Source organism: Novosphingobium sp. 11B, assembly GCF_054589055.1.
On the sequence record NZ_BAAILP010000033.1, the window covers coordinates 1 to 19,107 of the forward strand.

The following is a 19,107-nucleotide window of genomic DNA, read 5'->3' on the forward strand; positions in this document are numbered from 1 at the left end:
CGAAAAGCCCATTGCTCCTGACGCGGTGGAAAACACCGGCGCCAGCGCTCGCCCAAGTCAAGCCGCCAAACACCGATCAAACTCGGGACACACCAGAGCGGCGGGCTCGTGAATAACCCGGGTTAGGTTGCTTATGGCTAGTAGGTGATAACGCTTGTGTCAGGGGGTGGCATTTGCCTGCGATCACTACCGCTGAGAATGACATAAAAGAAAGAATGTCGATTGGACTAATCACTCTCATCGCTGCGAGAGCGGGGTGTGAAGTGCAAACCTATAGTGTGGATAGGACCTCAAGAGACATTTCAATTTCTCCAATAAGTGGATCGCCGGTGCAAATCGACGCGCAATTAAAAGCGACGGTAAACCTAATTGATTCTGGAGAGGTTTTGAAATTCGATCTCCCTGTTAAAAATTACAACGATTTGAGGGCAACTCAGGTTGCTAATGCGCAGATATTGATTGTTGTTGATTTGCATGATTTGCATGATTTGCCTGATCATTGGCTGGAGGGGGTGGCTGATCAGATGGTTTTCCGCAAATGTGCATATTGGCTCAGTCTGTACGGAATGCCAGCGACAAGTAACGGAAATAAAATCCGAGTAGATATACCAAAAAATCAAATATTTAATTCTGATCAGTTAGGACTATTGATGGAACGGCGGCTGGAAAAGATCCAGCAGAATGATGGTGGCCTATGATTACGTTGAATTCGCAATCTCGCCATAATATTAGTGTCGCTGGTTTATCCAATTTTGCGGCTAGTCAGGGTTTTATCTTCCGAGAGCCTTGGGGGAAATATCTGTCACGCTTTTCCCGGAAAAATGGAGGGCGGGAGCAAAATATTCTTATACCCACAAGTAGCTCTTTGGTTGATTTTTCCCGGCGGGCCCATGATGTCATGTTGGAGTTGGCGCAGTTTTTAGAAATATCTCCGGAAAGTGTTCTCCGTGAAGTTTTGAACTTCGAGTATCAGGTTGTTAAAATTAATGCTAACGAAGGCAATGAAGATCATACTTTGAATTTTGATGCGGCAATTGATCTTTTGCAAAATGGTATGAAATTGATTGATTCTAGCGCGACAGTTTCGATTACTGGTGATTTTGTTCCAATAATAAGAGGTCGCAGGCCAGACGCGGTAAAAAAATACCTAGATCGTGTGCGGGTGGGGCAAACCGAAGTAGGCAGCTTTGTTCTAACTTTGCTGATGCCTATCGGAGTTGATCCGAACGAACTCGGTCTGGAGCAAAGTCAGAATGCTGGAATTGGATCGGCTATCGCTCAAAATTTCTCTAATGCCCTCCGAGCAGCGGAATCTGTGGCGAGTAATATCACGTCTATGGAAGATCGAGCGCTCATCGGGAATGGCATAACCGCCAATTTCATGCAGGGCTTATCCAGGATGATCGAGGTCGTTGATAGTCTGAAGATTGGAATTGTGGCTGTCCGTCCCGATAAGAAGCGTCCTCGGTATTCTAAAGAAGTGCGATTTACTCATGATTCTTTAGAGCTTCTAAAGACTGTAGAAAGGCGCCTAACTCCTGCTCATGAGAAGTCGATCGTCACCGTATCTGGCGTAATCACGCAGTTGATTGAGCATAAAAAGCGGCATTCAGGAAATGTAGTCATTGAAGCCGAAGTGTATGGGGCATTTCATTCGATCCGAGTCCCGTTTGATAAAGATAATCGTGATATTCTATTTGATGCTTTTCATAGAAAAGATATGCTTGAAGTGGTTGTTAGTGGTAGTATTTCAGATAATAATGGAAAGTATAGGTTAGATTCTCCGCATGGATTTCAGTTGCGTGCAAAAGCGAGGCTAGCGTAAATCATCTAGAACTTTCCTACACTCCCCCACATACGATAACTAATCCGTCCCCCACGACGCGCCTGTCCTGGCTGCGTCGTGGTCTTTCGTGGCTTTCCTCTTGCGCGAGGTGGACGATGACGGACTTTTCCAGCAGCTTCGGTGTCGACGGTAGGGCGGGGGATCGGCCTGTGCCCCTCCACCCTGTGCCCCTCTACCATCCTTCGGCCAAGGATGCGCTGTACGCATCCGCTGAGCGGCGCCTTGCTGGAGGGATGATGGGTCGGTCTTAAGGTCGCAGTTATTTGCGAACTTAGGAGCGCTGCTTGTGGGACGGATCACGGTTTTCGGCGGGCCTGAACGCCGCCGACGCTGGAGTACCGAGGAACAACGGCGTATTCTGGAAGAGGCTTTTGCGCCGGGCGCGTGCGTCGCGCAGGTTGCCCGACGGCACGACGTCTCCACCGCGTTGGTCTATACCTGGCGGCGCAAATTGTGCCTGGCGGCTGCCGCCAGACAGGAAGACCATGGTTTCGTCGAAGCTGTGGTGTTGGAGGACAAGGCCGCGACGCCTGTTCCCGGTCAGCCGGTAATCGTAGTCGACCTTTCCCATGGACGTCGGGTGAGTATCTTCAGTTTGGCGTCTCCCGCGATGGCTGCGGCAGTCGTGGAGGTGCTGGCGCGATGATCCCGATCCCGGGCGGCGTGAGGGTGTGGCTTGCGCTGGGGCATACGGACATGCGGCGGGGAATGCGCTCGCTGGCCCTGCAGGTCCAGCAATCGCTGAACAAGGACGTCCATGCCGGCGATCTATACGTCTTCAGGGGACGAAGTGGATCGCTGTGCAAGATCTTGTGGCATGACGGCCTCGGGATGTCGTTATATTCAAAACGCCTGGAAAGAGGGCGTTTTGTCTGGCCATCTGCAAAGGATGGGACGATCGCGATCTCGGCCTCGGCGATGGCCTGCCTGCTGGAAGGCGTAGATTGGCGCAACCCCCAGGAAACCTGGCGACCGACACAGGTCGGGTGATTCCCGCCTGCGTCAAAATAGCAGCAGGACCGGCACAAAAGTGCTGTAAATGCTGGGTTCCTGAGGACTTGCGGGTTATAATCCGCGCATGGTCTCCAGCGACGCATCCGATGAACTTGTGCAGCTTCGCGCTGAACTTGCCATGGTGCGTGAACAGGCACTGGTAGCAGAGGCCGAGGCCGCCAAAGTCTGGGCGATCAACGCCGATCTGCGGGCTCGCAACGCCCATCTCGAACTGATGAACGAGCAGATGCGCCGCGAGAAATATGGCGTGCGCTCCGAGCGCAGCCGGCGCCTGCTCGACCAACTCGAGCTGACCTTCGAGGAACTGGAGGCCAATGCCAGCGAGGCCGAGCTGCTCGGCCAGATCGCTGCTGCCAAGACCACTACAGTCCAGGCGTTCACCCGCAAGCGATCCACCCGCCGCGACTTCCCCGCCGATCTTCCGCGCGAGCAGGTCGTCATCCCCGCGCCGGACCTTTGTCCGTGCTGCGGCTCGGACGATCTGAGCCATCTGCCTGCGGCGGTCACCGAAACGCTCGAGCGCGTTCCGGCCCGGCACAAGGTGATCCAGACCGTGCGCGAGAAGGTCTCCTGCCGCCAGTGCGAGAGGATCAGCCAGCCACCCGCGCCCTTCCACGTAACCCCGCGCGGAATGTTCGGGCCGCACTTCCTGGCAAACCTCGCCTTCCAGAAGTACGGCCTGCACCAACCTCTGAACAGCCAGCGGGACAGGCTAGAGGCCGAAGGCATCCCCTTGAGCCTCTCGACCCTTGGCGATCAGATCGGCGCGATCTGTGTGGCGGTAAAGCCCCTGTTCCTGCTGCTGGAAGCCCACGGACTCGCCGCAGACCGCCTGCATGCCGACGATACCACCGTCCCGCTTCTGGCCAAACTGAAGACCAGCGTGGCGCGAATATGGGACTATGTACGCGACGATCGCCCGTTCGGCGGTACGGCTCCACCGGTGGCGCTATGCTATTACTCGAGCGACCGCAGGGGGGAACATCCCCGCGCTCACCTGGCAGGCTATACCGGTATTCTCCAGGTCGACAGGTATGCCGGCTTCAATGCTCTGTTCGAGGAAGGCTGGGCGGATAAGCCCATGACGCGCGCAAATTGTTGGGCTCATGCGCGTAGGGAATTCTTCAAGCTGGTCGACCTCAGGCAGCAGCTCAAGCGCAAAAAGAAGGGCACCGCGCCGCTTATCTCGCCGCTGGCGACCGAGGCGCTCGAGATCATCGATCGGCTCTTTGCCATCGAGCGCGACATCAACGGCAAGCCTGCCGCCGAGCGCCTGGCCGTTCGCCAGAAACTGTCCGCTCCCATCGTTGCTGAACTCGAGACCTGGATGCGCGAGACACGTAGCAAACTGTCTCGCCACGATGCTGTGGCCAAGGCCATCGCCTACCTTCAGAACGACTGGGACAGCTTCGTCACCTTCCTCGCCGATGGCCGGATCTGCCTCTCAAACAACGCCGCCGAGCGACAGTTGCGCAGTGTGGCTCGGGGCAGAAAAGCATGGTTGTTCGTCGGCTCTGATCGTGGCGGCCAGCGCGCTGCGATGATGTTCAGTCTCTTCGGCACCGCGCGTCTCAACGACGTCGATCCGCTAGCCTGGTTCACCGACGTCCTCGCCCGGATCGCCGATATCCCCCAGAGCCGCCTTCACGAACTCCTCCCTTGGCATTGGAAGGCCGCTCAGCAGCAGGTCGCCGAGGAACTCGCCGCCTGAACTCCGCCGGCTCCGCGCCAGCCAGCGGATGCGTACGATGCGCTTGCGCATCCGTCTTGTCAGGCTCCCCCTCCCCCGTTGGGGGAGGAACAGGCGCCTCGGTTCGGGCGGGGGTGGGTTCTCGCCTCGCGCGACATTGGTATTCCGGGCGAGCAGGCGGGCGCTTCGTCGGCCTCGGGCGCGACGGAAAGGGTCCGGGAGCGCGAGGGCGATGGCCCTCGCATCTTTTCTTCTCCTTCTCCCCATGTCTCGCACACGGCGTGGGACGCCGACCGCAAGGTGCGGTTCCTCGACCAACTCTCGCAGAAGGGCGACGTGCGGGCCGCGTGTGCTTTCGTGGGGATGAGCCGGACTTCGGCTTATCTGCTGCGGCGGCGCGATGCGGTGTTTGCGGATGCGTGGACGGCGGCTCTGGTGCTGGCGCGGCGGCATGTCGAAGAGGTTCTGGCGACGCGGGCGCTCGATGGGGTGGAGGAGGCGGTGTGGTTCCGGGGGGAACTGGTCGGGGTGCGGCGGCGGTATGACTCGCGGTTGTTGCTGGCGCATCTGGCGCGGCTCGATGTCGCGGGGGAGGGGCATGAGGCTCTGGCCGAGCGGTTCGACGAGGTGCTGGCGCTCGTCGCCGGGGAGGAGCCTTGCGCGGATGTGCCGGGGATGGAGGAGGGCGCGGCGCTGCCTCCGGAGCGGGCGGACTATGTCGCGGCGGCGGGGGAGGCGCGGTTCGGCGATGCGCGGGAGGCGTGGCTCGACGCGGTGGATGCGATCGATGCCGCGGCCGGGTACGTGCAGCCGCTGGACGAGGGGGAGATCGCGGCCGAGGACGCGGGGGAGGCGCCGGACTATCCGGAGGCGCCGGTGCGCGGGCCTTTCCTGCGCGAGAGCGGTGCGCAGTGGGATCGCTGGCAGGCGCGCGCTTTCGCCCGGGTGGACGGGGCGCTCTCGGGCGGGGAGGGCGCGGCGCCGATGGAGTACAAGTCGCTGGAAGGCGGGGCCGGAGTTGCGGCTCTGGACCGTGTAAACCGTGTAAACCTGCTCGCGCTTCGTCGATGGGGAAGCACGGCTGGGCAAAAGTGTTCGGAGGCCGGGAACGCTTGTCCGGCTTCGCTGTTATCGAGTGTGAAGGCCGGCGCGGCGCTTCCCCCACCCCCTCCCAGCTGCGCCGGCCGACCTTTTTCCTTCAGATCAGGCGGCGGTGCTATCCACCCTTCGACAAGCTCAGGGTGAGCGGGGATTGTGATGGATGCTATCAATTCCGCTCAGGCTGAGCTTGTCGAAGCCCCCGCAGAAAAACCCAACCTCAGTTGCCGAGGACGGCCAGTTCGACCTTGCCGCTGCCCATGCGGGTGATGCCGAGTTCGTCGGCGGCGGCGTCGGACAGGTCGATCACGCGGTTGCCGTGGAAGGGCCCACGATCGTTGATGGTGACGACGACCATTTCGCCGTTGGCCGGGTTGGTGACCTGTACCTGCGTGCCGAAGGGCAGGGTGCGGTGCGCGGCGGTCAGTCCGTCGGGCGCGTAACGCTCGCCGCTGGCGGTGCGGGCGCCCTTGAGGTGGCGGCCGTAGAAGCTGGCTATGCCGCCTGCGATGGGGGTGACCTGGATGTCGTCCTCGGGTGCGGTGAGGACGGCGGGAACTTCTGCGGCGGCGACGGCGTTGACGCCAGCGACAGGAGCAAGAACGAGAGCTTGCGAAGCGACCGGGGCTTCGGCCTGAGCGGGGCCTGCGAAGGGCAGGACGACGGCAGCGCACAGCGCCATCAGGCTTACGGCTCGAACTTGCAAAACTTACCCCGCTTCGTCGTTGACGATGGCGGGAGTCCTACCTGTGCGGTTCCCGGAAGGCCATATAGGCAAAAGCGGCCCGTCGCGCTTTGGCAACGGGCCGCCGGACTCTGTTAACCTGCGGGAAAGCTCTTAGCGGCTGTCGCGCTGGGCCAGCAGGCGCAGACGAAGGGCGTTGAGCTTGATGAAGCCCGCCGCATCCTTCTGGTCGTAGGCGCCGGCATCGTCCTCGAAGGTGACGTGGCGTTCGGAGTAGAGCGAGTCGGCGCTCTTGCGGCCGACGACCGAGGCACTGCCCTTGTAGAGCTTGAGGCGCACGGTGCCGTTGACGCGGGCCTGGCTGTGGTCGATCGCGGCCTGCAGCATCTCGCGCTCGGGGGCGAACCAGAAGCCGTTGTAGATAAGCTCCGCGTACTTCGGCATCAGCTCGTCCTTGAGGTGCGCGGCGCCGCGGTCCAGCGTGATCTGCTCGATGCCGCGGTGGGCGCGGGCGTAGATCTCGCCGCCCGGCGTCTCGTACATGCCGCGCGACTTCATGCCGACGAAGCGGTTCTCGACGAGGTCGAGGCGGCCGATGCCGTGCTTGCGGCCCAGTTCGTTGAGCTGGGTGAGCAGGGTCGCCGGGCTCATCGCCACGCCGTTGAGGGCGACGCCGTCACCCTTCTCGAAGTCGATGGTGATGTATTCGGGCGCATCCGGCGCGTCTTCCGGGTTGACGGTGCGCGAATAGACGTAGTCGGGGGTCTCTTCCCACGGGTCTTCCAGCACCTTGCCCTCGGACGAGGTGTGCAGGAGGTTGGCGTCGGTGGAGAAGGGGCTTTCGCCGCGCTTGTCCTTGGGGACGGGGATCTGGTGCTGTTCGGCCCACTGGATGAGGGCGGTGCGGCTGGTCAGGTCCCACTCGCGCCAGGGGGCGATGACCTTGATGTTCGGGTCGAGCGCATAGGCCGAGAGTTCGAAGCGGACCTGGTCGTTGCCCTTGCCGGTGGCGCCGTGGGCGACAGCGTCGGCGCCGGTCTCGTGGGCGATCTCGATCAGGCGCTTGGAGATCAGCGGGCGGGCGATCGAGGTGCCCAGCAGGTAATCGCCTTCGTAGCGGGCATTGGCGCGCATCATCGGGAAGACGAAGTCGCGCACGAATTCCTCGCGCAGATCGTCGATGTAGATGTTCTCGTCCGGCAGGCCCATCAGCTTGGCCTTGGCGCGGGCGGGTTCGAGTTCCTCACCCTGGCCGAGGTCGGCGGTGAAGGTCACCACCTCGCAGTTGTAGGTGACCTGGAGCCACTTGAGGATGACGCTGGTGTCGAGGCCGCCGGAGTAGGCGAGGACGACCTTCTTGATGCTGTCGGACATGGGCACGGGCTTTCGCGGCATGAGCGGTGGAAGTTTGGGCGCGCGGCTAGCAGGTGCGCCCAAACTTCGCAACGTTTACGCGCCCAGCAGCACTTTCTCTCCTTCCGCGATGTAGTCGCGGGTGAGGGGCAGGGCGTGGCGCGAACGGGTGTACTGGATCTGGTAGTTGCACATGCCGCCGCTCTCGAAGGCGGCGGTGGCGCCGGAGAGGTAGAAAATCCACATGCGGTAGAAGCGCTCGTCGTGCAGCTTGACGATGGCCTCCTTGTTGGCGACGCAGCGCTTGTACCATTCGCGCAGGGTCTTGGCGTAGTGGAGGCGCAGGTTCTCCACGTCGGTGGCGATCAGGCGGACCTTTTCGCTGGCCTCCACCGTCTCGCTCAGCGCCGGGATGTAGCCGCCGGGGAAGATGTACTTGCGGGTGAAGGCGTCGGTCGAGCCGGGCCCGCCCATGCGGCCGATGGTGTGCATCAGCATCACGCCCTCGTCGTCCAGCATCGTCGCGCAGTCGCGGAAGAAGCGGTCGAACTGGGCCTGGCCGACGTGCTCGAACATGCCGACCGAGACGATCCGCTCGAACTTGTCCCCGCGCGCGGCAAGGTCGCGGTAGTCGATCAGCTCGAAGTCGATGCGGCCTGATACCCCGGCCTCGATGGCGCGTTCGCGGGCCAGCACCAGCTGTTCCTCGGAGAGCGTGATGCCCTTGACCGAAACGTCGAAGTGCTTGGCGAGATAGATCGCCATGCCGCCCCAGCCGCAGCCGATGTCGAGCACCTTCTGGCCCGGCTCGATTGCCAGCTTGGCGGCGATGTGGGCGAGCTTGGCGGTCTGCGCCTGCTCCAGCGTGATGTCGTCGCTGGGCCAGTAGGCGCAGGAATACTGCATGTGCTCGATGTCGAGGAACAGGTTGTAGAGGTCGTTGCCCACGTCGTAGTGGTGGGCGATGTTCTTCTTGGCGCTCGCCGCGCGGTTGATGCCGTCGACGAGGGTGACGGCCTTGCCGATCACCTTCTTGAACGCGGTCTGTTCCTTCAGTTCGCCGCCCTTGTCCCACCGCGCGTTGGCGCGCAGCAGGTAGACGAGGTCCATGATGTCGCCCTGCTCGACTTCGAGCTGACCGTCCATGAAGGCTTCGGCGGCGCCCAGGCGCGGATCGCGCAGGATACGGCGTTCGGCGCCCTTGTCGGTCAGGCGGATGCGGACGTGGGGAAAGCCTTCTGCGGGGGTTCCAAAGCGACGGAGGGAGCCGTCGGGGCGGGCCAGTTCGAGCACGCCCTGTCGGACGCCGCGCTCGAGGAAGCGGTCAAGTATGCCGAGTGCCATCAGGGGTTTGTGCGGGGGTAATTACCGGCATGCAAGGGGGCTTGTGTTGATAAATGCACAATCCTTACTCCCGCGCCAGAAACAGCACGTCACGTTCCTGGGCCAGGAGGTGCTGTCCGGAATCGACGTAGAGCGTCTGGCCGCTGTCGAGCCAGCCTCCGGCAAGGAACAGGGCTGCCCCCGCTACGTCTTCGGGCGTCGCACGGCGACCCAGCAGGTTCATACGGTGGGAGATTTCGGCTTCCGCCTCGTTCTGGTCGTGGCTGGCGAGGATGGCGCCCGGCGCGATGCCGTAGACGCGGTCTTCCTCTGCCCGCCGGGCCATGGAAAGCATCGGGATCGTCGCGGAAAGCGCGTGCTTGCTCATGGTGTAGGAGAAGAAATCCGGATTCGGATTGAGCAGCTTCTGGTCGGTGACGTGGATCAGGCGTCTGCCGGCTGAGGTGCGGGCATGGGCAAGGAACGTCTGTCCCAGTCGGGCGGGAGTGGCAGCGTTCACCCGCATCGCGGCGGTGAAGATATCCGGTTCCAGCGTTTCGGCGGTGTCGAGGTCGAAGACGCCCGCGCAGTTCACCAGCACCCGCCAATCGTTCAGACGGGCAGCCAGTGCCTCGACCATGGCAGGGCCTTCATCCCAGTCGTCGAGGTCGCACGAGACGATCTCGGCGCTGGGCAGGCTCGCCGCGAGCGCTTCGGCCTGCGCCCGCGACCGGCCGTAGTGGATCACGACATGCCAGCCTGCCGCTCCGAAGGCGCGGGCGATGGTCGCGCCGATCCGCTTGGCGCCGCCGGTCACCAGCATGGCGGGGCGGCTCACTGCGCGGCCTCACAAGGTGACACATCAGGTTTACACGGTTTACACTGTCCTGAAGAGAAACTCCCGCCTCTCCGAAGGGGGCTTTCCGTAGCGAGGACAGACGAGCCGGTCATGAATGCAAGTCGCTGAAACATGGCGGCATTGGAGCATAGCCAGCCGCTGTAGGAAAGCCGGGATGCACCGATCGCACCGGCGGAGGGCCACGGCACGGACAAAGCAAAAGGCGCGCCGCCTTTCGGACGACGCGCCTTTCGCAAGGGACCGGGGATAAGGATCAGCGGCAGCGCGGACGGTCGCCGCCACGGTCGATCTCGCGACCCAGGACGGCGCCGCCGGCAGCGCCGAGCAAGGTGCCAACAGTGCGGTCACCGCGGGTGTCGATCGCACGACCGGCAAGGGCGCCGGCAACGCCGCCGATCAGCAGGCCGGTGGTGCCGTTCGACTTCTTGCAGTAGTAGCGGCCGTTGTTGCCGCGCCAATACTTGACGCCGCGGTCGTTGTGGTAACGACGGTGATCGCGCGCTTCTGCCGGAGCGGTGAAAGCGACGGTCGCCGGAATGGTGAGCGCCATCATAGTGGCGGCGAGAATGGTCTTACGCATGATATGTGCCCTCATCGTAGCGTGGGAATGATCTGGTAACGCGGCTTTTCGTTCATTGATCCACAACGTCAGATGAACGAACGGCCGCTGCTGGAAATCCGTGACGAACTGCGCTGGTACAGCGATGAAGCGAGGGAAATGTTTCTTTCGGAAACAAAAATACCACCTCAACGCGAAAGCGCGCGGCCTTTTCGGACCGCGCGCTTCTCGTCTCAGGGCCTGAAATCTCAGTTCAGCGGCACTGGATGTCGCCCTTGTCGATCTCGCGCCCCAGCGCTCCGCCGAGGACGCCGCCCAGGATCGTGCCGATGGTCTTGTCACCACGGCCGGCGATCTGGTTCCCCGCCAGCGCGCCAACGCCGGCGCCGATGATCAGGCCGGTCGTGCCGTTGTCGCGCTTGCAATAGTAGCGTCCGTCATTGCCGCGCCAGACACGGTCGTTGCGGGTAAGGCGGCGCGGTTCACGATACCGGCCGCGCGAATCGTACATGTCACGGCGGTCGTAGCGATCGTGACGGTCATTGCGGTCGTACCGGTCATGGTCACGGCGACCGTGCGCGGGCGCCCAGGGCGGCGGGTCGCCAAGCACCGGCGCGACGGGCAGGGCAGTGATGGTGGCGGCGAACGCAGCCATCGCCAGCAGGGACTTCTTCATGGTTCAAACTCCTGCGAAAATTCCTGTTCGAGAACCCGATCGGTCTGGACCCGCACTTCGCAACGCGCGATGAACCGCCGGGCAGGTCGGGAGCGCAAGGGACAAGATGGACCCGGACTGCGACGAAACGTTCAAAAGTGCAATTAGCTCCGAAAGGCATGCCATGTTTCTCGATCTCATCGACGTCTTCGGCTCCGGCCCGCTCAGTGGCAATCCTCTGGCGGTCGTGCGCGGCGGTGAGGGGATGAGCGACGCGCAGATGCTGCGGCTGACGCAGTGGCTGGGCTATTCGGAGACGACCTTTCTCCTGCCGCCGACCGACCCGGGTGCCGATTACCGGGTGCGTATATTCTACCCGGCGGGCGAACTGCCCTTCGCCGGGCACCCGACGCTGGGTAGTGCCCATGCGTGGCTCGCCGCCGGAGGAAAGGCGAAGGAGGACGGATGCGTGGTGCAGGAATGTGGCATAGGTCTCGTCGAGGTGCGCCGGGATGGCGAGCGGCTGGCGTTCCGCGCGCCGCCGCTGATCCGGTCGGGGCCGCTCGATGCCGAGGACCGCGCGGAAACGCTTCGCCTCACCGGGACAGACGAGGCGCAAGTCGTCGCCGCGGTCCATGCCGCCAACGGGCCGGGCTGGAAGCTGCTGCACCTTGCTTCGGCGGAGGCGGTGCTGGCGGCGGAGCCCGTCTCGCGTGCGCCGAAGGGGACCGACGTGGCGCTGCTGGGCCCGTGCGCTCCGGGTGGTGCGGCGCAGTTCGAGTTGCGGGCGTTCTTTGCCGATCCGGCAGGCAAGATGGTCGAGGACCCGGTGACCGGCAGTCTCAACGCGGCGGTGGCGCAGTACCTTTTCGCGAGCGGTCAGGCCGAGGGCAACTATGTCGCCGCGCAGGGCCGCAAGGTCGGGGCGGACGGGCTGGTCTATTGCTCTCAGGATGAAAGCGGTGACGTGTGGATCGCAGGGCGCGTGGAGACGGTTTCGACGGGCGGGGCGCTGTTCCTGGCGTAATCGCTCGCAATGACGATTCAGAGTAAAGCCATCGCACTCCAGTCGTCATTCCCGCGAAGGCGGGAACCCATCTGCTGACGGCGCCTCTTGCACAGGCATCAGTTGGGTCCCCGCCTTCGCGGGGATGACGATGTGTTTTCCCTTCGTGCGCTCGGATCGAGTGGTAAGGGACCAGAGGGCATCTTGCTGCGTCAGCCCGCCTTCTTCGGCAGGGCGATCTCGGCCGAGCCGGTACACATCGTCGTGCCCTTCTGGTTCTTCATCAGGTGCTTGACGTGGATGAGATGGCGGCCGTCTGCGTCCACCGACTTCTCGGTGACCTCGGCGGTCTGGATCGTCACGTCGCCGGTCAGCGCAGGGCCGCGGTAGTTGGCGACTGAGTGCACCACCATGCCGTGCTGCCCCGCCCAGCCCGAAAGGTAGTCGGTCACCCACGAGCCCATCGAGGCGCCGTAGCCGTAGCCGCGCGGCATGCCGATGCGCCGGGCATACTTGGCGAACAGGTGCCCGCGCGAGGGGCCGTAATAGGCGCCGTCGGTGAGGAACGGGTTCACCTTGAGCATGTCGGGGTCGTTCTCGTACCCGGCCATCTCGCGCGTGAAGCCGAGGCCTTCGAGGTCCTGCTTGCGCAAGTCGAGCGTGCCCCAGGTGTTGACGATATAGGCGCGCCACTCGGTCGCGAAGCTGGCGATGGAGTGGGGGCCGAAGACGCGCTCCGGCAACTGGTCGCCGACCGCGACGTCGTCCCACCAGCGTTCCTTGTTGCCGAGGTCATGGAGCATGCGGACCCAGGCGAAGCGGCGCTCCTCCATCTCCTCCAGCGCTTCGTCGGTCCATTCGGGCTCCTCGAAGTCGTCGGTCTTGACGTTGTCGCCGCCCGCCGCCGCGCGGTAGCGGATCGAGGTGGAACGCTGGCGGGCGATCTCCTCGCCCTTCTGGTTGGAGTAGTTGTTGTCGCCGCGCTGGAAGCAGGTGGGGCCGAAGCCGGTCTGCTTGACCGTGTAGTCGAACGGTATGCGGGTGTTGGTGATCACGTCGCCCGGCTCGATGCGCGGGCCGTAGAACCACCACTCGTCGCCGCCGAACAGGAGGTGCGAGTTTGCGATCTTGCCGACGCAGGCGGGCGCGGCGCCGTGGCCGTCGTCCGTCGCGATGGCGAAGCTCTGCGGCGCGACGAGGCGGCCCCATACGCTCGCCTCGGCATGACCGGGATCGAAGTGGGCGAGGTTGGGGTAATGCATCGCATGGACCCAGCGGCGGATGTCGTTGGGTGCGATGGCCTCACGCAAGGGCGAGAAGTCCATCGTCTTGCCGAGATGGTTGTCGATGTCGGAACAGTCGAAGTCGTCGCTCATGTTTTCTCTCAGAATTGCCTGATGCCGGTGGCGTCTTCGGCCTTGAACACGGGGACCGGTTCGATGGCCTTGAGCATGACCAGCGGGATCACGCGGTCGGTCGATTGCTGGTAGGTCGCGTAAAAGGGGTGGCAGTCGGTCAGGAAGGCCCAGACCTTGTCGCGCTCAGCCCCTTCGGGTTCGCGCCAGGTGGCGCGGAAGGCTTGCGTGGCGATCTGGAAGTCGACCGTCTCGGCCTCGCGGATGTTGAGATACCAGGCAGGGTGATGGTCGGCGCCGCCCTTGGAGGCGCAGATCACGACCTCGCCGCCGATGTCGGCATAGCAAAGCGGCGTGATGAAGACCTTGCCGCTCTTGCGGCCGACGTACTTGACGAGGCAGTGGGTGGCGAAGGAGCGGCCGCCGACGGGCGTGATGTCCATGATGTGACCCTGTGCGCCGCCCGAGGACAAGTACATGTCGCGGTGCTCGACCACCCAGTCCTTGCGCGTGTCGCGGATCGCGGCCGACGTGTCGTCGCTCATGGGCTTCTCCTCTCCTCCCGAGCTGAGAGGATGGGGGAGGGGAGAGCCTTGCGTCCAACCCCGAATGGGGGCGCCGGGCAGTAATCGCCGGGGCGGTTGGGGAGGGGGCCGGAAGACCGCCACCATGGCCGCCGCTATCCCCGCATCGTCATTGCGAGCGGCGAAGCCGCGCGGCAATCCAGGGCAGTCTTGAGCCGCCCTTGATTGCTTCGCTATGCTCGCAATGACGAATGCAGGCAGCCGTTCAGGCCGTGTCCTTCTCCGGCGGCCAGACGCTGTGCGAGAGCAGGTTGTCGACGAAGGCCTCGTGCTGGGCCTGCCCGACGGGGTCGGGGCGCAGCAGCACGTCGGTGCGATAGCCCGTCACCGCCGACATCGTGAGCTGTGTCAGCTGCTGCGCTTCATCGACATCGAAGCGCGTGGCGAAGAAGTCGGCGATGGCGCAGCGCAGCTTGACCGGGCCGCGCGTGTAGAAGGTCTCCTTGATCTCGGGAAACCGCTCGCCCTCGCTCACTACGAGGCGGTAGAGCATGACCGAATTGTCGCGCAGCAGGCAGTCGATGAAGCGCAGGCACGCGCGGCGCAGCGCCGGGACCGAGAAGGTCTGCCCGGTCAGCACGTCTTCCACGTCGCGCGCGAACGCCTCGACGTGAAGGTCGACGACGGCGGTGAACAGCTCTTCCTTCGAGGCGAAGTGCGCCCACAAGGTCGCCTTCGATCCGCCCACGGTATCGGCGATCGCGGACATCGTCGTCTCGGCGTAACCTTGTTCGAGGAACATGCCCGAGGCGACCTGCACGATCTCCGCGCGTTTGCGGGCCTTGTTCGCCTCGCGCTTTGAAATTCCGGTCTTTTCCATCATGGTGTACTCTCTAGTACAGTTTTTTATTGACAGAAACAAGCCGGCAAACGATTTGGACCGTACCGATGAGTACAAAATTCTCCCCCCGAGTCGCGACGGCCGCGCTGCTGATCGCCTCCAGTTCGCTCGCCGGGTGCGGTGCGCCCGACCTTGGGCCACGTCCCGAGCTGCGCCCGCCGTCGACCCTCGACAGCGCCGCCTCGATCCAGGGCACCGCTGCCGAATGGCCGCAGGAGCGCTGGTGGACCGCTTACGGCGATCCCCAGCTCGACGGTCTGGTGGATGAGGCGATCAAGGGTTCGCCCGACGTCGCCACCGCGCTGGCCCGCATCCGCCAGGCGCAGGGCGCGCTAGAATCCTCGCGTGCCGCGCTGCTGCCCAGCATCGGCGGGCAGGGCTCGGCCTCGGTCGAGAAGCAGAGCTACAACAACGGCACCCCGGTCGCCGCGCTGCCCAAGGGCTGGAAGGACTATGGCATGCTTGCCTTGTCCGCCAACCTCAACCTCGACATCTGGGGCAAGAACCGCGCACTGCTTGCGGCCGCGACTTCGGCTGCCGAGGCCGCCGTCGCCGACGAGCGGCAGGCCGAATTGGTGCTCGCCTCGGAAGTCGTGTCGTCCTACTTCGACCTCGGCCGCCTGCTCGAACGCCAGAAGGTGCTCGACGAGACGCTGGCCGCGCGCGAAGGTTCGGCCAAGCTGGTCGGCCAGCGCGTGACGCAGGGCCTCGACAACCAGAGCCCGCTGCGCCAGTCCAACGCCGAAGCCGCCCGCGCACGGATCGACGTCGCCGCCAACCGCGAGCAGATCGAGAAGCGCCGCCACGCGCTCGCCGCGCTGCTCGGCGCCGGTCCCGATCGCACCCTGACGCTCACCCCCCCGTCCATCGCGACCATCGCCGCGACGCCGGTGCCGGCCGATGCGGGCATCGCGCTCGCCGGTCGTCGCCCCGACATCGTCATGTCGCGCAAGCTGGTGCAGGCGGCCGACAAGGGCGTCGAGTATGCGAAGAAGTCGTTCCTTCCCGACATCTCGCTGAGCGGCCTCATCGGCCTCAGCTCGCTGGGCATCTCGCACTTGTTCGACGGCGGTTCGGACTATGGCAGCGCGGGTGCGGCGGTGAGCCTGCCGATCTTCCAGGGCGGCGCGCTTTCGGGTCGCTATCGCCTGGCACGCGGCGGCTACGACACAATGGTCGCCAGCTACAACAAGTCGGTGATCGGTGCTCTGCAGGAAGTCGCCGACGCGCTTTCCACCCGCACTTCGGCTGGTGAGCAGGAGCGCCACGCGTTCGAAGCCCGGACCGAGGCGAACGCCGCCTACGGCCTCGCGCTCCAGCGCTACAAGGGCGGTCTGAGCACGTATATCGACGTGCTCAGCGCCGAAACCACCGCGCTCGACACCCGCCTCGGCGCGGTCGACGCCCACTTCGCCACGCTCGCCAGCGAAGTCGCGCTCAAGCGCGCCCTGGGCGGCGGATATGCAGACGATTCAGCCAAGAAGGCCACCCCCGATGAGTGACGAAACCCCCAACGACGCCGGTTCGAGCACCGTCGTGGACAAGAGCAAGCGCAAGAACCTCCTGCTCGGCCTTGGCGGCGCAGTCGTCGTGATCGGCGGCCTGTGGTTCCTCTACGCGGAGTTCATCGGCAGCCGCACGGTCTCGACCGACAATGCCTATGTCGCCGGTGAGAACGCGCAGGTCACCCCGCTGACTTCGGGCCGCGTGGTCGAGGTGCTCGTCACCGACACGCAGCCGGTGCGCAAGGGCCAGCTGCTGTTCCGCATCGAGGACTCCGACCAGAAGATCGCGGTCCAGCAGGCCGAAGCCAACCTTGCGATGATGCAGCGCCGTTACGGCCAGTCGATCGCCAACAACGCGGCGCTGGGCGCCGCCGCCGGGGCGAGCGACGCGCAGATCAACACCGCGCGCGCCGGGCTCGCCTCCGCGCAGGCGACGCTGACCAAGACCCAGGAAGACTACAAGCGCCGTGCGGCCCTTTCGGGCACCGGCGCGGTGTCCAACGAGGAACTGACGACCGCGCGCCAGGCGCTGGACTCGGCCAGGGCATCCTACCAGCAGGCCCAGGCGGCCGTCGCGCAGGCGCAGGAAAACGCCCGCAGCGCCCGCCGCCAGGAAGAGGCCGCCGTCGCGCTCACCAAGGGCACGACCCTGCAGACCGCGCCGGAGATCCTGCAGGCGCAGGCTCAGCTGGAGCAGGCGAAGCTCGACCTCGAACGCACCATCGTGCGCGCGCCGATCGACGGCGTCGTGTCCCGGCGCAGCATCCAGGTCGGCCAGCGCATCCAGAGCGGGCAGGCGGCGATGACCGTCGTGCCGGTGGGTGAACTCTACGTCGACGCGAACTTCAAGGAAGACCAGCTCGGCAAGGTCCGCTCGGGCCAGAAGGCTACGCTGACTTCCGACTTCTACGGCGGCAAGGTCGAATACCACGGCAAGGTCGTCGGCTTCTCGGGCGGCACCGGCGCGGCGTTCTCGCTGATCCCGGCGCAGAACGCGACCGGCAACTGGATCAAGGTGGTGCAGCGCCTGCCGGTGCGCATCCAGCTCGATCCCAAGGAGCTGAAGGAGCACCCGCTGCGCATCGGCCTGTCGATGGAAGCCGAGATCGACCTGACGGACAACGACTGATGGCCGGCGGCGCTCCGGCTGCAGCGGCGCAGGAAGGCGGACCACCGCTGACCGGCGCCAAGCTGATCCTGGCGGGCTTCGTGCTCGCCATGGCCAACTTCATCGTCGTGCTCGACACCACGATCGCCAACGTTTCGGTGCCGCACATCGCGGGCGGCCTTGCCGTCTCGGTGTCGAGCGGCACCTGGGTCATCACGTCCTACGCGGTCGCCGAGGCGATCTGCGTGCCGTTGACGGGCTGGCTCGCCAACCGCTTCGGCGCCTTGCGGGTGTTCATGTTCTCGCTGATCGGCTTCGGGATATTCTCGACGCTGTGCGGGCTTTCGGGGACGCTCTCGGCACTGGTCATCTTCCGTCTCGGGCAGGGCTTCTGCGGCGGGCCGCTGATGCCGCTGACGCAGACGCTGATGCTGAAGATCTTCCCCAAGGAGATGCAGCCCAAGGCGATGGCGATGTGGGCGATGACGGTCGTGACCGCGCCGATCGCCGGTCCGATCCTGGGCGGCTACATCTCCGACAACTGGTCGTGGGAGTGGATCTTCTTCATCAACGTGCCGATCGTGGCGCTGATCTTCTTCGGCGTGGCGGTGCTGCTGCGTGGACAGGAAACGCCGACCCAGAAGCTGCCGATCGACAAGATCGGGCTGGCGCTGATGGTGATCTTCATCGGCGCGTTCCAGATGATGCTCGACCTCGGGCGCGACGAGGACTGGTTCTCGTCCACCAAGATCGTCGCGCTGGCGTGCATCGCGGGCGTGTTCTTCATCGCCTTCCTGATATGGGAGCTGACCGAGGAACACCCGATCGTGAACCTCAGCGTGTTCCGCTATCGAGGGTTCTCTGCGTCCACGGCCTCGCTGACGATCGCTTTCGGTACGTACTTCGCCTCGATCGTGGTCATCCCGCAGTGGCTTCAGACCTCGATGGGTTACACCGCCACGGAGGCGGGGCGGGCGATGGCCTTCTCGGGCGTATTGGCGGTGGTCGCATCGCCCTTCGTGCCGGCGCTGATGAAGCGGTTCGACCCGCGCCTGCTGGTGTTTATCGGCGTCTCGTGGATCGGTGTCTGCGCGCTGATGCGCATGACATGGTCTACCGACATCACGTTCTGGACGATTGCCATCCCGCAGCTGCTGCAGGGTGTCGGCGTCTCGCTGATGATCGTGCCGCTCACCACCATCAGCCTCAGTTCGGTGCAGCCGCGCGAGACCGCCTCGGCCGCCGGTATCGCCAACTTCGGGCGAACCCTGGCAGGCGCGGTGGCGACGGCGATCATCACCACCGTGTGGAGCGACATGTCGCGTTCGCGCAGCGCCGACCTGTCGGGCGTGCTCAACGGGGCGGACGCGACCTCGCAGGCGCTCCAGCAGCAGGGCTTCAGTGCCGAGCAGGCGCGCGTGGCGATCGCGCAGATGGTCGAGAATCAGGGCACCGCGGTGGCCACGGGCGAGCTGTTCGTGATCAGCGCCATCGCCCTGTTCCTTGCCGCGATGACCATCTGGCTGGCTCCGCGCCCGCCCAAGAACGTGAAGCCCGCCGCAGGGCACTGAGTTACCAGACAGCCGGTGTCGCCGCCCCCGAAACAGGCGGCACCGGCGCGGGGGG

19 protein-coding genes are annotated in these 19,107 nt (G+C 64.2%); 10 read left to right on the forward strand and 9 right to left on the reverse strand.

The genetic code is table 11. The annotated features are described in order from the left end of the window. The first annotated feature begins 173 nt into the window (after nucleotides 1-173). The 6 genes from ACYPYD_RS02670 to ACYPYD_RS02695 all read left to right on the forward strand — a co-directional run bounded on the left by ACYPYD_RS02670 (nucleotide 174) and on the right by ACYPYD_RS02695 (nucleotide 5,795). On the forward strand, nucleotides 174-698 hold the full coding sequence (locus tag ACYPYD_RS02670; RefSeq protein WP_459661979.1) for a DUF4365 domain-containing protein: 525 nt from the start codon (nucleotides 174-176) through the stop codon (nucleotides 696-698). Further along, nucleotides 695-1,825 carry a hypothetical protein gene (locus tag ACYPYD_RS02675; RefSeq protein ID WP_459661980.1) on the forward strand — a complete coding sequence of 377 codons (1,131 nt, stop codon included), beginning with the start codon at nucleotides 695-697 and terminating at the stop codon, nucleotides 1,823-1,825. Before ACYPYD_RS02670 ends, ACYPYD_RS02675 begins: the two co-directional genes overlap by 4 nt. Before the next feature lie 307 nt (nucleotides 1,826-2,132). Continuing rightward, a complete protein-coding gene (gene tnpA / locus ACYPYD_RS02680; protein WP_459661981.1) occupies nucleotides 2,133-2,492 on the forward strand; it encodes an IS66-like element accessory protein TnpA in 360 nt (119 codons plus the stop codon). Further along, complete coding sequence (gene tnpB, locus ACYPYD_RS02685; RefSeq protein WP_069710093.1) at nucleotides 2,489-2,836, forward strand: IS66 family insertion sequence element accessory protein TnpB; 348 nt, start codon at nucleotides 2,489-2,491, stop codon at nucleotides 2,834-2,836. Before tnpA ends, tnpB begins: the two co-directional genes overlap by 4 nt. An 88-nt stretch (nucleotides 2,837-2,924) precedes the next feature. Next, a complete protein-coding gene (gene tnpC / locus ACYPYD_RS02690; protein WP_459661982.1) occupies nucleotides 2,925-4,571 on the forward strand; it encodes an IS66 family transposase in 1,647 nt (548 codons plus the stop codon). Nucleotides 4,572-4,649: 78 nt separating this feature from the next. Then, the gene (locus ACYPYD_RS02695) at nucleotides 4,650-5,795 is read left to right on the forward strand and encodes a hypothetical protein (protein ID WP_459661983.1); all 1,146 of its coding nucleotides are present in this window, start codon (nucleotides 4,650-4,652) and stop codon (nucleotides 5,793-5,795) included. Nucleotides 5,796-5,868: 73 nt separating this feature from the next. On the opposite strand, the gene ACYPYD_RS02700 is transcribed toward ACYPYD_RS02695, so the two are convergent. The 6 genes from ACYPYD_RS02700 to ACYPYD_RS02725 form a co-directional block, all read right to left on the reverse strand. Next, nucleotides 5,869-6,330, reverse strand: a complete 462-nt coding sequence (locus ACYPYD_RS02700) for a septal ring lytic transglycosylase RlpA family protein (RefSeq protein WP_459661984.1) — start codon at nucleotides 6,328-6,330, stop codon at nucleotides 5,869-5,871. A 156-nt stretch (nucleotides 6,331-6,486) separates the two neighbouring features. Beyond that, a complete protein-coding gene (locus tag ACYPYD_RS02705; RefSeq protein ID WP_459661985.1) occupies nucleotides 6,487-7,707 on the reverse strand; it encodes an argininosuccinate synthase in 1,221 nt (406 codons plus the stop codon). Nucleotides 7,708-7,782: 75 nt separating this feature from the next. After that, nucleotides 7,783-9,030, reverse strand: coding sequence for a class I SAM-dependent methyltransferase (locus ACYPYD_RS02710; protein WP_459661986.1), 1,248 nt, complete (start codon nucleotides 9,028-9,030; stop codon nucleotides 7,783-7,785). 64 nt (nucleotides 9,031-9,094) lie between these two features. Further along, entirely contained in the window at nucleotides 9,095-9,832 is a 738-nt protein-coding gene (locus tag ACYPYD_RS02715) for an SDR family oxidoreductase (RefSeq protein ID WP_008833100.1), read from the reverse strand. 289 nt (nucleotides 9,833-10,121) lie between these two features. Next, nucleotides 10,122-10,448, reverse strand: coding sequence for a glycine zipper 2TM domain-containing protein (locus ACYPYD_RS02720; RefSeq protein WP_008833099.1), 327 nt, complete (start codon nucleotides 10,446-10,448; stop codon nucleotides 10,122-10,124). 232 nt (nucleotides 10,449-10,680) lie between these two features. After that, nucleotides 10,681-11,103 (reverse strand): glycine zipper 2TM domain-containing protein, encoded by a 423-nt coding sequence (locus tag ACYPYD_RS02725; RefSeq protein ID WP_008833098.1) that lies wholly within the window; start codon nucleotides 11,101-11,103, stop codon nucleotides 10,681-10,683. 163 nt (nucleotides 11,104-11,266) lie between these two features. Between ACYPYD_RS02725 and ACYPYD_RS02730 the strand changes: the two genes are divergently transcribed. Further along, entirely contained in the window at nucleotides 11,267-12,109 is an 843-nt protein-coding gene (locus tag ACYPYD_RS02730; protein ID WP_459661987.1) for a PhzF family phenazine biosynthesis protein, read from the forward strand. A gap of 191 nt (nucleotides 12,110-12,300) precedes the next feature. Here the strand turns inward: ACYPYD_RS02730 and ACYPYD_RS02735 are convergent, their stop codons facing one another. From ACYPYD_RS02735 to ACYPYD_RS02745, 3 genes are all read right to left on the reverse strand, one after another. Next, nucleotides 12,301-13,464, reverse strand: a complete 1,164-nt coding sequence (locus tag ACYPYD_RS02735; protein ID WP_036523503.1) for an FAS1-like dehydratase domain-containing protein — start codon at nucleotides 13,462-13,464, stop codon at nucleotides 12,301-12,303. 8 nt (nucleotides 13,465-13,472) lie between these two features. Continuing rightward, entirely contained in the window at nucleotides 13,473-13,988 is a 516-nt protein-coding gene (locus ACYPYD_RS02740; RefSeq protein WP_036523506.1) for a nitroreductase/quinone reductase family protein, read from the reverse strand. 244 nt (nucleotides 13,989-14,232) lie between these two features. Further along, complete coding sequence (locus ACYPYD_RS02745; protein WP_459661988.1) at nucleotides 14,233-14,850, reverse strand: TetR/AcrR family transcriptional regulator; 618 nt, start codon at nucleotides 14,848-14,850, stop codon at nucleotides 14,233-14,235. 65 nt (nucleotides 14,851-14,915) lie between these two features. On the opposite strand from ACYPYD_RS02745, the gene ACYPYD_RS02750 reads away from it, so the two are divergent. The 3 genes from ACYPYD_RS02750 to ACYPYD_RS02760 are packed head-to-tail and all read left to right on the forward strand — an operon-like array spanning nucleotide 14,916 to nucleotide 19,052. Next, nucleotides 14,916-16,370, forward strand: coding sequence for an efflux transporter outer membrane subunit (locus tag ACYPYD_RS02750; RefSeq protein WP_459661989.1), 1,455 nt, complete (start codon nucleotides 14,916-14,918; stop codon nucleotides 16,368-16,370). Further along, entirely contained in the window at nucleotides 16,363-17,502 is a 1,140-nt protein-coding gene (locus tag ACYPYD_RS02755; protein WP_459661990.1) for an HlyD family efflux transporter periplasmic adaptor subunit, read from the forward strand. Before ACYPYD_RS02750 ends, ACYPYD_RS02755 begins: the two co-directional genes overlap by 8 nt. Then, on the forward strand, nucleotides 17,502-19,052 hold the full coding sequence (locus tag ACYPYD_RS02760; protein WP_459661991.1) for a DHA2 family efflux MFS transporter permease subunit: 1,551 nt from the start codon (nucleotides 17,502-17,504) through the stop codon (nucleotides 19,050-19,052). The genes ACYPYD_RS02755 and ACYPYD_RS02760 overlap by 1 nt, the downstream gene beginning before the upstream one ends. Nucleotides 19,053-19,107: the final 55 nt, after the last annotated feature.